We start from the raw sequence: 14152 nt of genomic DNA, 5'->3' as shown, positions 1-14152 counted from the left end.
CCATGGATCAGGACCCTCTTGACGCGGCGCGTATCGGTTTGATTGGAAAACACCCTGGGTATGGGGATTTTCTCCGTGCCGGGCTTGGTGAGGCTGTTGCCGATGGGCTGAGCGGCTGGCTCGATCAGGTCCTGCCTGATTTGCGCGATGAGCTAGGCAATGACTGGCCGGCCTTCTGGGATCAGGCGCGTGAGCTTCGGTTCTGGATCGGTCGTGGCGTATTCGGCGCCACGCTCGCGGGGGTCTTGCGCCCCTCACGTGATCAGGTCGGGCGGCGGTATCCCCTCTTGTTGCTGGCCGAAGGTGCAGATGTCGCCCCGCCGACGCAGCAGGAGGATCAGGACCTTCTTGTTGCGTTTTCCAGCCATTTGGACCGGGCCACCCCGGGAGCAGGGGGGCAAGCGCTGTTGGAGGGGCTTGAGGTCGCCGTGCCGGGCGAAAGCGCCAAAGTGAGCCAAGGTCCGTGGGTTTCAGCGCATCACCCCGAAGGCAAGCTCGATGCGCTGTTGCATGCTGCATGCCCCGTCGAAGCGGATCGCGCCACGCTGCTGCGCAGCCATTTCTGGGTCGCGGGCGGGCCGGGCTATGCCGCACAATGGCTCGCCGGTCCTGGGTTGCCGGATGCGGCAGCGCTGGGTTGGCTCCTTGGCGGCATGGCGGCTGAGCCCGCGAACGCCGTGGAGGATGACGGTGCTGCGGGCAACGACGCAACGGAGGCGGAAAGCAGATGATTGCACACTTCCGAAATGGAGTCTTCGCGTTTGAGACCGGCCTTGCCACAGATCGCGGGTGTCGCCGGGAGATCAACGAAGACAGCCTGATTGCGCGGCCGGATTTTGGAATTTGGGCGGTCGCAGATGGCATGGGGGGCCACGCGGCGGGGGATTTTGCCTCTGCCGCGATTGCAGAGGAACTCGACTCGATCGGCGTGCCCGTGTCGCATGCGGATCTTCAGGCCCGCTTGATGGATCGCTTGATCCGCGCAAATGATGCGATACGTCGCCGCGCCGAGGCGCAGGACTCCCGGGCGACCATCGGGTCCACCGTTGTCGCGCTTCTCGCGCAGGAGGCGGAGTGGTCCGTCGTTTGGTCAGGCGATAGTCGGGCCTACCTGATGCGGGGCGGCCAACTTGTGCAGCAAAGCCGTGACCATAGTGAGCTGCGGGCGCTGATTGATGCGGGCCAGATTTCCGAGGATGAGGCGAAGGACTTCCCGCGCAAGAATGTTATCACCCGAGCCATTGGTGTGACGCCTCGACCGCAATGCGATATTGTGTCGGGGGAGCTGTTGCCGGGGGATCGGTTCTTGCTGTGCTCGGACGGGTTGTGCGAACATCTCGAAGATGCGGAGATTGCTGCGATTTTGGCAGAGCGCCCGCCACAGGACGCTTGTGACGCCTTGATCGCCGAGGTTCTGGCGCGCGGCGCGCGCGACAACGTCACCGTCATCGTGGTGGCCTGCTCGCCGGACTTTTTTGACGAAGTCACCCGTCCTTCGGTGCGGTCGGAATGAGCGACGAGGGTGATAAAACGCGTCTCTACAGCCCCGAAGAGGCGAACCCTGAAGGGGCCCAGGATGAGGACCGCACGCGCATAGATCTCTCTTCCGCCGACCAGGAGCACGAGGCGACCCAATTCGCACCCGTCGCAGCGTCTAAGACGACAGAAGAGGACACCGATCTCCCCGTCGGAACGCTCATCAACAACAACTACCGTGTGACGGGGGTGCTCAAGTCCGGGGGGATGGGCTCAGTTTATCGAGGCGTGGAAATCGGCACTGGCGATCCGGTTGCGATCAAGGTGGTGCTGCCAGATCTCATGCGTGACCCGCAGACTTCGCTGCTGTTCAAGCGCGAAGCGCGCACCCTGCGCCAACTGACCCACCCGGCCATTGTGCGATATTATAATTATGTGCGCGATGTGCAGCTTGATCGCTATTTCCTAGTGATGGAGTTCATCGACGGGCTGACCCTGGCGGATTACGTGAGTACGGACCGTGGCCTCAGTGTCAGCGCCGCGTATGAGCTTATGTACCGCCTGGCGGAGGGTCTCGGGGCTGCGCATGATCTGGGGGTGGTGCACCGGGATCTCTCGCCGGACAATGTCATGTTGCCGGCAGGGCGCATAAGTGATGCGCAGCTGATCGATTTCGGTATCGCGCGCTCTGATATTCTCGCGAGTCCGCGGATTGATAACCAGTTTGCCGGCAAGTTGAAGTATGTGGCGCCCGAGCAATTGGGGCTGTTCGGTGGCGAGGCGGGACCTCGGGCTGATATCTATGGTCTTGCGCTCCTGATCATCGCGGCACTTCGAGGAAAACCGCTCTCCATGGGCGCATCGATCGAGGAGGCGATCGACGCTCGGGCAAGGGTGCCCGACCTTCATGACCTGCCGCAGAAGATGCGTCCCATTCTTGCGCAAATGTTGGCACCCGATCCCGCAGATCGCCCGGCGGATATGGTGGCCTTGCGAGAGATGATTGCCGAGAAGCCGCGCCCGCGTCGCCCTGCGCCCGCGGTGCCTGGGCTCACGCGTCCACCGGGGTTGGACGGCGTGTTGCCGCCCGGCCCGGCGGCTGCGACACCAGTCGCACCTGCCGACCTGGCGCCCCGAGATCCGATGCCCGTCCGGTTGTTGTTCGCAATGGTTCTGGTGTTTGTCGTGATCCTTGGCGGCGCGGGCTGGTATGGTTGGCAGGAGGGTTGGATTGCGCCGTCTGCCAAACGTCCGGCTGTCGGCGCGAACGTGGACAGCTTGCCGCCGCGCCACGAGGTGGGGCGAGAGGCGTTTCTGGCGCGCTATGCTGAGGCGGGGTGTTCCTATGCCCACCGCATCGCAACCGGACCGCGGGCTGGCATGATTTCGGTCATGACCCAGGAGCCGGACGCCATGCCAGAGTTAAGTTCCGCATACGAGGCTGAGTTCGGTGTCGTGCCAGGGATATTGGATTTTCAGGTCAGTCCGGCACAATGCGCCGCGCTTGATTTCGCAAAGCTTTTCCAGGCGCGACCCGGTCCGGACCTCGATCTGATGGTCGCCACGACGGAGATCGTTTCTGGCCAAACCGTGAAGGGCCGGCTTGCGGGTGCGCGCGACGCACAGATCTGGACCGCTCTTATCGACGCCGAGGGGCGCGTGTATAATCTTGGCGAGCAGATCCAGCAGCGCGCTCTGGCCTTCGGGCTGTCGTCGCCGCGCGGTGCAACAACACAGACGCAGCTGGTGTTGTCGATCGCGACGCCCAAGGCGCTTGTTGGAACGGCGCTTTTGCAGGATGGCAGCGATCTCGGCGCGGCGCTGGAGCAGATCGAACGAGAAATCCGCGAGACCGGCGGCGAAGCGGCAGTGCGTGTCGCCGGTATCGTCTCGCAGCCGCCCCGGAGCGAGACCGCGCCTGAGAACAACGAATAGAAGCCGTGATGGCAGATGTGTCTTCCTGAATGTCAGGTGTCACATCCAGGTTGCCGTCCCCGCCGAAAAAAGCACCAGCCGGTGCTCTGGCCTTCGGCGGGAACGTGTTTTTTCGCTGTGGTCAATGCGTCGCGGCAAGCGCCTGATCAAAACCCTGCAGCGAAATCGGGAATTCCAGATCCTGCTCGGCCTGAATACGGAAGACAAGCGTCGCAGGGGAGGTCGATGCACGCAACGCGTCAAGTTCAGCTTCGCTCAGAGATGTGGTTGCCGCGCAAACCTGTTGGCATCGCGTATAGGTCAAATCAATGTCCAACCCGCCTTCGAGGCGCAGCTTTGGGGCCTCTTGCAACCAGACACCGGCAGGAAGCTGAGCGAGCAAGTGGGTTTCATCGGTTTCCTGAGGGGTTCCCACGACGAGACGTGCGATAAATTGTTTGTTTTCCTGCTGCTGAAGCGACTGCGTGATTTCGCAAAGGGGCGCCGGACCCGTTTCCGCTTTTTGGCAGCGCAAGGTCCAATCCCGATAGACCGAAGTCGTCATATCCGGGCCATCGTTGCTGGTGTCCGATGCCGCGACGTCCTGCGCGGCCGCAGGAGCTGCCAACGCCATCACAAGCGCCAGACTGGGAAGTGTTCTATGTAAAATATTCATGGCGAATCCTGTCGGTCTATATGAATTGGCCTCCTCCATTTGCACGGAAGGACCTCTGACTTCACTTACAAAGTTGTGGGCAGCTCTGCATCCTAAAATTGAATTGGACGCAGCCCCAAGAACACATATTTTGCAGGTGTTGACTGCGCACGACCCCACCACAACGCCGATTGGCAGAGCTTTTTTCCCGCGGCGCGCTCTTGCGCAGGAACGCAGCGCCTCTTGCGTCCCCTTGAGCCAGCTTCTATTTCTGATCGTGGATTGAGGCATGCGTGCCAAAAGTAATTTTGCCATGGAGGACATTCGGATGGAGCCAGGGCAGCTGTCGGAAAAGACCCGCCCGCCCGTTCGGCGCCTGCGGTATGAAAGCCCGTCAGAGTTGTATCAAAACGATCTGTATTTGGCGCGGCTGACCCGGCTTCGTCCTCTCGATGAGGAATCAGGGCTGGCCTTTCTACACCGGTTGCGCGGGTCTACGACGCCTGAAGATGCCGTTGCCTTCGCGGCCTTTGCTGCCGTCCCCCAGGTTGCAATCTGGTGGGCCTATGAAGTGCTGCGGTTGACGCTCGTAGATGCTGATGCAACAACGCGCGCCATGCTTGGTCTTTCGGCTGACTGGATCCGCTCGCCTGACAACGCCAACCGCTATCGGGCCATGCAAGCGGCGTTGTACGCCCCGGTACGTGGCCCGGCTGTCTACCTGGGGCTTGCGGTGGGATGGTCCGGAGGGCCGATCGCCCCAAACGACCCGGCTCCGGTTGCTCCGCATCGTATGCCGCAAGCGCTCAATACAGCGGTTCTGTCGGCGCTTGCGATCCATGACCTGAGTGCGCGCCCCATGTTGCTTGCGCGGACAATTGATCTGGCTGCACGCCTCTTCGTGCCGGAATGAATGGCGGGCTGTCTTTTAATGACTGGGATGAAGCGAATTAACTCATGCATCTGATGTTGCGCATCGAAAACACGGATCGCCTGGAAAATGGCGGGCCGATCTCGCTGTTGCTTGATGGGCGCGAGTTCACCGTGGGGCGGCGCAGCACGATGGATTGGATGCTGCCGGATCCGGCGCTGCATATTTCAGGCCATCATTTCACGGTGCGTCCTGACCAGGGGCGCTACTGGTTGATCGACATGTCAACGAACGGGACCTATCTACAGGGTGTTCCGCATCGTTTGTCCGCGCCGCACCCGTTGCAGCCAGGAGAGCGAATTCTGGTTGGCCCCTATGTGATTGTTGTTGAGGACGCGGCGCACAGCGCTCCATCAGCTGGTGCACAACCCATTCCAGTTCCTGTCGAAGACGAAGAGGATGACCCTTGGGGATTTTCTGCGCTTGGCGGGGTGGCGCCTGCCGTACCAAATGCGAGCCCGCCAGCATATCAATCGAATGTCGCCCCACCTTTGGATGGCTTTGTCGCGATGCCAGATCCCGCGCCTGCGCCGCTCCCGCCACAATTCGTGACGGATGTGCCCGCGCCTGCGCCAGTGGACTGGCCAAACCTGACGCCTGAGGAGGCGCCGCAGGATCAGTTGCCTGCTGGCGCCAACGCGATACCGCCTCTGCCCATTCCGGGAGGCGGAGCCGACACCGGACAGCCCGTCCTGACCAGCAGCGCAATGCCTGCCGAACCGCGCCCCTTTGCCCCAGAAGCGCCGCCTGCGCGGGAGGCGGAGGACGGGCAGGGGGTGGCGGTCTTGCGCGCCTTTTGCGAGGGGGCGGGGCTTGACCCTGAAAATGTGTCGGATGTGGATCCTGTGGCGCTCGCACGGATGCTGGGGGAAAGCAGTCGGGTCAATGCTGACCTCGTCATGGCGATCTTGCGCGAACGCTCGCATATGAAACAGTTCACGCGCGCGGGTGAGCGCACGATGCGAAACGCCGATGGGAACAACCCCTTGAAATTCATGCAGGATACAAGCTCTGCGTTGGAGGCCATGTATCTGAAGCCCCGAGACGGCTTCCAGACCGGGGCAGATGGCTTCGAAGCCGCGCTGCGGGATATCCAGCAGCATCAGCAGGCGATCTTTGCCGCGCTCCAGCCTGCGCTCGCGGCGGTGCTGGAAGGGCTATCGCCCGAGGAGATCGAAGAGCAACTGCCGACCGGAAAACTGATGCCCGGATCCAAACGCGGCCGCGCCTGGGAGGCCTATGTCGCCCTTTGGGACGCCCGCGTGGCCCGTGGCGACAACGGAATGCTCAGCGTCTTTCTGGAGGCCTTTGCACGGGCCTATCAGCAGGCACATGGCGATGATGAGAACAGCGCAACCTGATTAGGACAAGACGGTACGATGATAGTTGATGATATTCTGATCCCAATCAGCGCGGATGCCCCATGCGGCCCCGACCTCGATGCAAGTTGGGATGACACCTACGGCGAATATTACTTTGATGCCGAAGGGCGTTTGCCCGAGCGTTATTTTACGCCCGGCACGGAACTTCCGGGCAGCGAACAACAGCCTGACAAGGTATTTGACCCCGTCGCAGATGTGAATCTCCAGGCCGAGATCACTCAGATCGATTCGCTTTTGGCGCGGTCGAGGGATCTCCGCCTTCTGGTGCTGCGCGCAAAATGGCAGGCGCTCGCAGGCGAGATCGGTGATCTGGCCGATACTTTCGAAATGATTGCTGGGTGTCTGGAAGTTTTTGGCCCGGATTTGCACCCCCAAATTGAAAGCGCCGCACGCGAGCGGCGCGAGGCGATCAATGACTTGGCTTCGCAGATGGCCTTGCTGCAACCGCTGACCTTTTTGCCGCTGAGCGCTTCGGGAGATGTCAGCCTGCGCCGGATCAAGGTTGCCGAGGGGCACCTAAAGCCGCTTCAAAAGGAGCAGGATCTGGAGGCGGACACGCTCTACGGGCTTTTGCGTGATCCTGCCAACGGGGCGCGGATTTCATTCGTACTCGAGGCGATTGGCCGCATTCAGGCGGGGCTTGAGCGTATCCATGTCGCGTCGCAGCGCAGCACTGGGGGGCAGAGCCCAAAGCTTGATCCCCTGAACGATGTGCTGACTGAAATGATCGCCGCCGTGAAGAAGGCGAGGCCCGATCTTGTCAAGGACGCCCCACAGGGCGGCGGGGCAGCTGGAGGCGCGGCAGACCCCTCGGCGACAGCGCCATCGGAAGCGGGCGCGCCCATGATGCCTGCTGCCGTAAATGCCCCCAAGGTGGAAAGCCATGACCACGCGCGCGCATTGTTGGAGCAAGTAGAGCATTACTATCGGCGCGAAGAGCCGTCTTCGGCAGCGCTGTTGCTTGTTACTCAGGCCCGGCTCTTGATCGGTAAGACTCTGGTTGAGGCGATCACAACGCTTCTGCCGGGGCGCGCAGCAGAGGCAAAGATCGATTTTGGACCCGCCAGCGGCTTTGTCATTGACTACAATCGGCTGGAAACTCTCAGCACCACGCAGCCAACTGATCCAACACGGGACTCACGATCCCGCCCGCCTAAAGTTTCACCCATTCCAAGTGGGCAAGAAGCCGCCGATGTGCTTTTGGGTGTAGAGGCGTATTTTCGCCATACCGAGAAATCAAGCCCGGTGCCGCTTTTGCTTTCGCGGGCAAGGCGTTATGTCGACCAGGAGTTCGAATCCATATTGACGGACCTCTTGGGCGACGCCGACAAGAGCGCCCTATGAAAAAATTCGGGAAATTTCACCGAATGTTCCCCTCGCGTGCGCGGTCATGAATTGACATATCCCGTGTGAAAGCGTTGCTTCTATAGGCGAATGAAGATTTATCAGGAGTTGATTTTCCATGGCATCAGATTCGGGATCCGGGTTCATCAAGCGAAATCGCCCGCCACGCGTGCAGATCCAATATGAAGATCCATATGACAGCGAGAAAATGGTCGAGTTGCCTTTTGTCGCAGGTGTGATGTCTGATCTCTCAGGCAATAATCCGGGTGTTGAGAAACCGGAAGTCGAGGACCGGACGTTCAGTGATGTCACGAGCGCAACACTTGACAAGTATATGGCCTCGGTTCAACCTGGCACGACCTTTATGGTTGCAAACAAACTCGACGACAGTTCTGATGCGCGAATTGGGGTCGACCTCCAGCTTCGGTCTATGGACGATCTCGAACCGGCTGCGATTGCCCGCCAAGTGCCTGCGTTGCGCAAGCTTTTGGAGGCGCGCGAGCAGCTGGCGAACTTGCAGCGCTACATGAGCACCAAGCCCAAAGCGCAAGAACATATTAAACGCCTGCTTGAGGATCCAGAGCTGCTTGCTGCTCTGGCAGATCGCGCTGAGCGTGTATCTGAAAATAGCGATGAAGAGTAAGAGGCGATTGAACCCATGAATGATCAAGCGCAAACTCAGACAGATCAAGCTCCGGCGGGGCTAGACGAATTATCTGAATTTTCCGATATCCTGAAGCAGACAATCAAACCACGCAGCGATGTTGCCGCCAAAGAGGTGGACAGCGCCGTGGGGGCGCTCGCGCGTGAAGCTCTCATTTCTCAGGATCTTGTCTCTGAAGACGTAATTGATACGCTTGATGCGATGATTGCAAAGCTTGATGAAAAGCTCAGCGATCAGGTCAATGAAATCATGCATGCTGACGAGTTTCAGAAACTTGAGGCGAGCTGGCGCGGATTGGCGCATACCGTCAATAATTCCGAAACCGACGCATCGCTTCAGGTGAAAGTTCTCAACATTTCGAAATCCGAATTGCAGGCGATGATGCGTCGCTATTCCGGTGCGAAATGGGACAAGTCGCCCCTGTTCAATATCGTTTACGAGCAAAATCTCGGTACGCTGGGCGGAAAGCCATTTGGCGTTTTGATTGGCGATTACTATTTTGACCATTCCTCACCTGACGTGAATCTGCTTAAGGGAATGGGGAAAATATCCGAAGCGGCTCTGGCGCCTTTCATTTCGGGCACATCTCCGGAGCTTCTGGGTCTCGACAGCTGGAATGAGATCTCAATTCCGCCAGATCTGTCGGAAATTTTCGAAACGCCGGAATATGCGCAATGGAATAGCCTGCGTGACAGTGAAACCTCTCGGTTTGTTGGTTTGGTGGCGCCGCGCGTTTTGGCCCGTGAACCTTATGGTCCGAATTCCAATTCGGTTGTCGAAGAGTTCAACTTCGTTGAAGAGACCGACGGCCATGATGGCCAGAAATATGCATGGATGAACGCGGCCCACGCGATGGCGACCAACGTCAACCGCGCCTTCAAAGAGCATGGCTGGACGGTGCGCATTCGTGGTGTCACGTCCGGCGGCGAAGTGGCCAACCTGCCAACGCATCTCTTTGATACCGGAGACGGGATGAAAGACATGAAGTGCCCCACCGAGGTGTCGGTTACCGACCGCCGCGAAGGGGAGTTGTCAAAGGCCGGGCTTATGGGCCTCATCCATCGTCAACATACGGATAAAGCGGCATTTATCGGGGCTCAATCGCTCTATCGGCCAAAGAAATACGTCGATGATCAGGCGACTCAGTCGGATAATCTTTCGTCGCGCATTCCCTACATCTTTGCTGTGTCGCGCTTCAGCCATTATTTGAAAGTAATGGTTCGCGACAAGATTGGGCAAAGCCCGGATCGGCAACAGCTGCAAAAGCAGTTGCAAACCTGGATCAACAAATACGTTGCCGGGAACGCCGAAAGCGCGAGCGAAATGGAAAAAGCCCGCAAACCTTTGGCTGCCGCTAGAGTTGAGATTGTTGAAGATGAACTCAACCCTGGATATTATCAGGGTAAGTTCTACCTTCAACCTCATTTCCAGTTGGAAGGTGTGGATATTGGTATGTCACTGGTGTCCCGTTTGCCGACTGGTAAGTAACCTCCTTGCGTAAAGCAGGAGGAGTATTAAAGCGCTGAAAATCAGGAGACCGCGCGATGGCAATTGATTGCTTTTTGAAACTTGAAAACAACATCCGGGGTGAATCCCATGATGATAAACACAAAGATTGGATTGATGTCCTTTCCTGGAACTGGGGGCTGAGCCAATCCGGCACGACCCATCAGGGCCATGGTGGTGGTGGCGGTAAGGTAGATGTTCAAGACATCACCATCACCAAGTATGTTGATGCGGCCACGCACGACCTCGTCAAGCGCTGCTGCTCGGGTGAGCACATCACCGGCGGTCAGCTTGTGGTCCGTAAATCGGGTGGCGTTGCACCTGTCGATTACCTGAAAATCGACATCAAAGACGTCATGATCTCCAGCTATACCACGGGCGGCATGAAAGACGGTCTCGACCGTGTTCAGGAAACCCTGACCCTGAACTTCCGCGCGTTCCAAGTGACGTACACGCTGCAGGAAGAAGATGGTGGCGCCGGTCCCGAAAGCTCCGCTGGCTGGGAAATCGCTGAAAACATCGAATGGTCTGCGTGACCTCGGTCTTTTTTCCAGAATGAAATTTTACCGAAGCCGGTTCCCGGCTTCGGTATTCACATGATTTGGTCGCGTCGATGTGCGCGTCCCCAATTCAGCATATTGACCAGAAGAGAATGATGGCGACCAGGACCCCGGCAAATGGCGCATCCGAGCTTCAGCACGCTAACGCCCATGACCGTGCGAAGGTGTCGATATTCCAGGTCTTTCGCTCTTCGTTCGAAGAACACGATGCGCGGCGCCGCAACTTTTCCGATCCAAACGACGAAGTGGCGATTACGAGGCGTTCGCGCCCGCGCCGCGAAGGCGTGACGGCTGACCAGCTCCGTGCTCATCTTGCCATTGATCTCGATGCGCTTTTGAACACGATCCGCCTCGATGCGGTGTGTGATCTCTCGGACGCGCCACATGTGGCGGGATCTGTCATCAACTACGGCTTTCGTGATCTTTCAAGCGTTTCGTTGACGCAGCTCCAACGTCAAGATCTCATCTCCTCTATTCAGAAAAGTCTTCTTCGACATGAACCGCGCATCGTCCCGGAAACACTGCATGTCAGTGTGCTGGAGGCTGAGGCCAATAGCCATCGTCGCATCAAGATCGCAGTTGAGGCCGAGATCGCAGGGGATCCGGTTGATGTACCCGTTGATTTCGACGCTGAGGTTGATTTCGGTGCGGGCAAGATGCGCATGTCAACGCTGAGGGTGAACGCATGAAACGCGCCTTCCGCGATAGCTACAATCGCGAGCTTGCTTTGCTCAGAGAGCGCACGGCGGAATTCGCGGCGGACTACCCCGGGCTCGCCGACCGTTTGGGTGGGCTTTTGGCCGACAATCTCGATCCTGCCGTCGCCGGCCTTCTGGAGGGCACCGCCTTTATGGCGGCGCGCGTCCAGCTCAAAATTGATGAGGAATTCTCGACCTTTACCGAGGCGTTGATTGATCAACTCCTGCCGCAGGCCTTGGCACCTATTCCGTCGGTCATGCTCGCGCAGGCGGAGATACCAGATGATACCGACGCAATTGTCGACGGTTTGGCGATCCCGCGCGGAGCCTATATGGACGCGCGCTTTCGGGATGCAGACAAGAGGATTTCTTGCCGCTTTTCGCTTGCCGGTCCGCTTACGATCTGGCCGCTTGAGTTGACAGGACTGCAATATTTTGCCGCGCCGGGTCCTTTGGGGGCGCTTGGTCAGGATGTGGCACCGGGCACGCGCGCAGGGCTGGCGGTGGATTTTGCGCGCGTCGGCCCGTCGGGCAAGATGGATGGCGCGCGCATCCGTGACCTCGCTCTGGACCGGCTGGATATCCATCTGACCGGGCCAATGGCAGAGGCGACCGCGCTCTATGAACAACTCATTGCGGGCACCACTCGCATTTCCTTGCGTTGGTTGTCGCCGCAAGGGGACCCCGTTTTTGTTCATCTGCCCCCGGCAGCACTGACACAAGGCGGGTTTGACAGGGACGAGCGGCTCTTGCCCAATCATACGCGGCTGTTTGACGGTTACGCGTTGCTGCGGGAGTTTTTCATTTTTCCGCGCAAGTTCCTGGCGGTACGGCTTGAAGGGCTGCAACGCTACATCAAGGCGATGCCCGGCTCGGAGTTCCAGGTTGTGTTTGAGTTCGCGCAAGCGGACGAGACCCTCGCAACGCGTCTGGGGTCGGACCACATGGCCTTGCGCTGCGTGCCTGCGATCAATCTGTTTGAGGAAAGCGCCGCGACCGTACGTGTCGATCACAAGCATTCCGAGTTCGTGGTGATGCCCAATTCGACACCAGTCACCCACTATGAGATCCATGATATTCTGGATGTGCAGGCGCATTTTTCCTCGCTTCAGACTCGGGCTGAAGTCCGTCCACTCTATGCGCTCGCCAAGGATGGCCCCGATCCGCGCCAGAGCTATTTTTACACGGCAAGACATCGGCTACGGCGCTTGAGTGCGCGCGAACGCCGGTACGGCGTGCCGCGCTCGCAATATCGCGGAACGGAGACCTATCTTTCGCTGTACGAGCCGCCCGGAGGGGAAGAGATCCAGCGGCTGCACCTCCGTACGCTGGCGTCAAACCGCCACTTGCCAGAACAGCTGCCGCTTTCCGAAGACAGGAATGATTTCTACCTCAACGACGATCAGGGTATTGGCTTTGCGGTGCGGGTGGCTCCGACGCCCCCTCGCTATCCGATGGGCCAAGACACAACCGCCGTTGGCCCGCGTGGGCAGGAGGGGCACGCCTATTGGAGATTGATCTCTTATCTGTCGCTCAATCAGCTCGGGCTTGAAGGACGCGGCGGCGACAACTCCGCCGGTGCGCTGCGCGAGATGTTGTCGTTGTTTGCGGATCACAGCGATTCTATGGCCCGCGCAGCCGTTGGGGGGCTGATTGGCGTCCGAAGCCGTCCGATCACCCGCACGATCGAGATGGCAGATGGCTTTCACGCGGCGCGCGGGCTGGAAGTGACGTTGACGTTTAACGAGGAGGATTATGAAAGCTCAGGCGTGATTGTCATCGGCGCGGTCCTAGATCGGTTCCTGTCCGAATATGCGGCCGTAAACAGCTTTACGCAGGTGGTGATCGAAACCCGCCAGCGCGGCCATATCAAGACCTGGCCGGCACGAACGGGGCAGGGACCCCTGTTATGACTGTCGAGACGGCTGATCGCTCACCCCCGAAGGCCTCTGCAGAGCCGGGCTGGTCTGACATCCGCGAGCGGGAAGCCGCAGCGGCGCAAGGGCATGGGTTTCTTGCGCTTTTGCGCCGCATTGAACGTGAGGCGCCAGACGGGAGCCCGCGCATCGGACGTAATGCCCGGCTCGCGCAATCACTGGTGCGGCTCGGGCAGGATCCGTTCCTCTCCTTTCCGCTGCAAGATCTGGCGCGGGTGGGCCTGCGGAAAACCAGAGGCGCGGGGTCGATCCCCTCGGTGCGCGCGCAGTTTATGGGGTTCTTCGGGGCTTTTGGGGCGCTACCGCTCAGTTGGACCGAAGAGGTCGCCCGGTGGTTTGAGAGTGGAGATGACAGTTTCACCGCCTTTGCCGATATTTTTGCAGCGCGCTTTCAAGAGCTGTTCTTTCGCGTCTGGTCGAATGCGCGCCCGATAACGCAGTTTGACCATAGGGATGACCGATTTAGCATCTGGTTGCAGGCCTTTAGTGGCACCGGCACCCCGGAGGGGGCCAAGACCAGCGACGTGCCTGCGCTCACCCGGGCGTGGCTGGCGCCGCTGTCGGCGGGGCGGGTCAAGAGCCCGGTCAAACTGCGGCAGATGCTGGAGCTTTGCTTCGGCGCAGGTATTGGCGTTCAAATCGAGGAAATGGTGCCGACTTGGCTACGCTTGGAGGACGGCGCGCAAACTCGGATGGGATTGGGCTGTTCTCGCTTGGGCGCGGATATTCATCTGGGCGCGCAAGTGCGTACGATCACGTCGAAGATCTGCATTCACCTGCATCTGCCGGACATGGAACAGTATCATCGTTTCTTGCCAGGGGCGGAGGGCCACCAGGAGCTGTCGGATCTCTGTCTTTGGTATCTTGGCCGGACATTTGAAGTCGATGTAGCGCTTTGGTTGCCAGAGCCAAAGCTGGCACCCGCCGTGCTGGGCGAGACAACGCAGCTTGGTTGGATGGCCTGTATCGCCCCCGATGCGGAGAAGCGGGGGCAGATGGTGCGGGGCTGCCGCTTCGCGCTTTTATCCGATGACGACGACATGGTGCAAACACCGCGCCCACACTGAATACGACGTTTAACCGAA

The 14152-nt window shown here is 59.3% G+C and carries 13 protein-coding genes; 12 read left to right on the top strand and 1 reads right to left on the bottom strand.

The genetic code is table 11. From position 1 onward, the window contains the following. Positions 1 to 2 precede the first annotated feature (2 nt). Genes tagF through R1T40_RS00125 form a run of 3 tightly spaced genes read left to right on the top strand, consistent with a single transcriptional unit; the run spans position 3 to position 3411 of the window. Positions 3 to 731 (top strand): type VI secretion system-associated protein TagF, encoded by a 729-nt coding sequence (tagF, locus tag R1T40_RS00135; RefSeq protein WP_317384056.1) that lies wholly within the window; start codon positions 3 to 5, stop codon positions 729 to 731. Then, positions 728 to 1513, top strand: a complete 786-nt coding sequence (locus R1T40_RS00130; RefSeq protein WP_317384055.1) for a PP2C family protein-serine/threonine phosphatase — start codon at positions 728 to 730, stop codon at positions 1511 to 1513. The genes tagF and R1T40_RS00130 overlap by 4 nt, the downstream gene beginning before the upstream one ends. After that, positions 1510 to 3411, top strand: coding sequence for a serine/threonine protein kinase (locus R1T40_RS00125; RefSeq protein ID WP_317384054.1), 1902 nt, complete (start codon positions 1510 to 1512; stop codon positions 3409 to 3411). Before R1T40_RS00130 ends, R1T40_RS00125 begins: the two co-directional genes overlap by 4 nt. Positions 3412 to 3532: 121 nt before the next feature. Here R1T40_RS00125 and R1T40_RS00120 read toward each other — a convergent pair whose 3' ends face one another. Beyond that, complete coding sequence (locus tag R1T40_RS00120; protein WP_317384074.1) at positions 3533 to 4105, bottom strand: invasion associated locus B family protein; 573 nt, start codon at positions 4103 to 4105, stop codon at positions 3533 to 3535. Between the two features lie 229 nt (positions 4106 to 4334). Here R1T40_RS00120 and R1T40_RS00115 point away from each other — a divergent pair, with 229 nt between their 5' ends. From R1T40_RS00115 to tssG, 9 genes are all read left to right on the top strand, one after another. Continuing rightward, on the top strand, positions 4335 to 4958 hold the full coding sequence (locus R1T40_RS00115; protein WP_317384053.1) for a DUF6931 family protein: 624 nt from the start codon (positions 4335 to 4337) through the stop codon (positions 4956 to 4958). Positions 4959 to 5002: 44 nt separating this feature from the next. Then, a complete protein-coding gene (tagH, locus tag R1T40_RS00110) occupies positions 5003 to 6337 on the top strand; it encodes a type VI secretion system-associated FHA domain protein TagH (RefSeq protein WP_317384052.1) in 1335 nt (444 codons plus the stop codon). 18 nt (positions 6338 to 6355) lie between these two features. Continuing rightward, positions 6356 to 7702: a type VI secretion system protein TssA gene (locus R1T40_RS00105; RefSeq protein ID WP_317384051.1), complete on the top strand. Its 1347-nt coding sequence runs from the start codon at positions 6356 to 6358 to the stop codon at positions 7700 to 7702. 118 nt (positions 7703 to 7820) lie between these two features. Then, positions 7821 to 8345 carry a type VI secretion system contractile sheath small subunit gene (tssB, locus tag R1T40_RS00100; protein ID WP_106164641.1) on the top strand — a complete coding sequence of 175 codons (525 nt, stop codon included), beginning with the start codon at positions 7821 to 7823 and terminating at the stop codon, positions 8343 to 8345. Between the two features lie 15 nt (positions 8346 to 8360). Further along, positions 8361 to 9854, top strand: coding sequence for a type VI secretion system contractile sheath large subunit (gene tssC, locus R1T40_RS00095; protein ID WP_317384050.1), 1494 nt, complete (start codon positions 8361 to 8363; stop codon positions 9852 to 9854). A gap of 56 nt (positions 9855 to 9910) precedes the next feature. Beyond that, on the top strand, positions 9911 to 10408 hold the full coding sequence (locus tag R1T40_RS00090) for an Hcp family type VI secretion system effector (RefSeq protein ID WP_106164639.1): 498 nt from the start codon (positions 9911 to 9913) through the stop codon (positions 10406 to 10408). Positions 10409 to 10524: 116 nt separating this feature from the next. Beyond that, a complete protein-coding gene (gene tssE, locus R1T40_RS00085) occupies positions 10525 to 11121 on the top strand; it encodes a type VI secretion system baseplate subunit TssE (protein WP_317384049.1) in 597 nt (198 codons plus the stop codon). Beyond that, a complete protein-coding gene (gene tssF, locus R1T40_RS00080) occupies positions 11118 to 13043 on the top strand; it encodes a type VI secretion system baseplate subunit TssF (RefSeq protein WP_317384048.1) in 1926 nt (641 codons plus the stop codon). Before tssE ends, tssF begins: the two co-directional genes overlap by 4 nt. Further along, positions 13040 to 14134 carry a type VI secretion system baseplate subunit TssG gene (tssG, locus tag R1T40_RS00075; RefSeq protein WP_317384047.1) on the top strand — a complete coding sequence of 365 codons (1095 nt, stop codon included), beginning with the start codon at positions 13040 to 13042 and terminating at the stop codon, positions 14132 to 14134. The genes tssF and tssG overlap by 4 nt, the downstream gene beginning before the upstream one ends. The last annotated feature ends 18 nt before the right edge of the window (positions 14135 to 14152 follow it).

Source organism: Tritonibacter scottomollicae (genome assembly GCF_032924845.1).
GTDB lineage: Bacteria > Pseudomonadota > Alphaproteobacteria > Rhodobacterales > Rhodobacteraceae > Epibacterium > Epibacterium scottomollicae.
The sequence above is the reverse complement of the archived record's forward strand: the minus strand, read 5'-3'. Positions and strand labels throughout refer to the sequence as shown.

Excerpts from the sequence above, each read along its gene's own strand:
- tagF (WP_317384056.1), top strand. The coding sequence starts at position 3 with ATGGATCAGGACCCTCTTGACGCGGCGCGTATCGGTTTGATTGGAAAA.
- R1T40_RS00130 (WP_317384055.1), top strand. The coding sequence starts at position 728 with ATGATTGCACACTTCCGAAATGGAGTCTTCGCGTTTGAGACCGGCCTT.
- R1T40_RS00125 (WP_317384054.1), top strand. The coding sequence starts at position 1,510 with ATGAGCGACGAGGGTGATAAAACGCGTCTCTACAGCCCCGAAGAGGCG.
- R1T40_RS00120 (WP_317384074.1), bottom strand. The coding sequence starts at position 4,105 with ATGGAGGAGGCCAATTCATATAGACCGACAGGATTCGCCATGAATATT.
- R1T40_RS00115 (WP_317384053.1), top strand. The coding sequence starts at position 4,335 with ATGCGTGCCAAAAGTAATTTTGCCATGGAGGACATTCGGATGGAGCCA.
- tagH (WP_317384052.1), top strand. The coding sequence starts at position 5,003 with ATGCATCTGATGTTGCGCATCGAAAACACGGATCGCCTGGAAAATGGC.
- R1T40_RS00105 (WP_317384051.1), top strand. The coding sequence starts at position 6,356 with ATGATAGTTGATGATATTCTGATCCCAATCAGCGCGGATGCCCCATGC.
- tssB (WP_106164641.1), top strand. The coding sequence starts at position 7,821 with ATGGCATCAGATTCGGGATCCGGGTTCATCAAGCGAAATCGCCCGCCA.
- tssC (WP_317384050.1), top strand. The coding sequence starts at position 8,361 with ATGAATGATCAAGCGCAAACTCAGACAGATCAAGCTCCGGCGGGGCTA.
- R1T40_RS00090 (WP_106164639.1), top strand. The coding sequence starts at position 9,911 with ATGGCAATTGATTGCTTTTTGAAACTTGAAAACAACATCCGGGGTGAA.
- tssE (WP_317384049.1), top strand. The coding sequence starts at position 10,525 with ATGATGGCGACCAGGACCCCGGCAAATGGCGCATCCGAGCTTCAGCAC.
- tssF (WP_317384048.1), top strand. The coding sequence starts at position 11,118 with ATGAAACGCGCCTTCCGCGATAGCTACAATCGCGAGCTTGCTTTGCTC.
- tssG (WP_317384047.1), top strand. The coding sequence starts at position 13,040 with ATGACTGTCGAGACGGCTGATCGCTCACCCCCGAAGGCCTCTGCAGAG.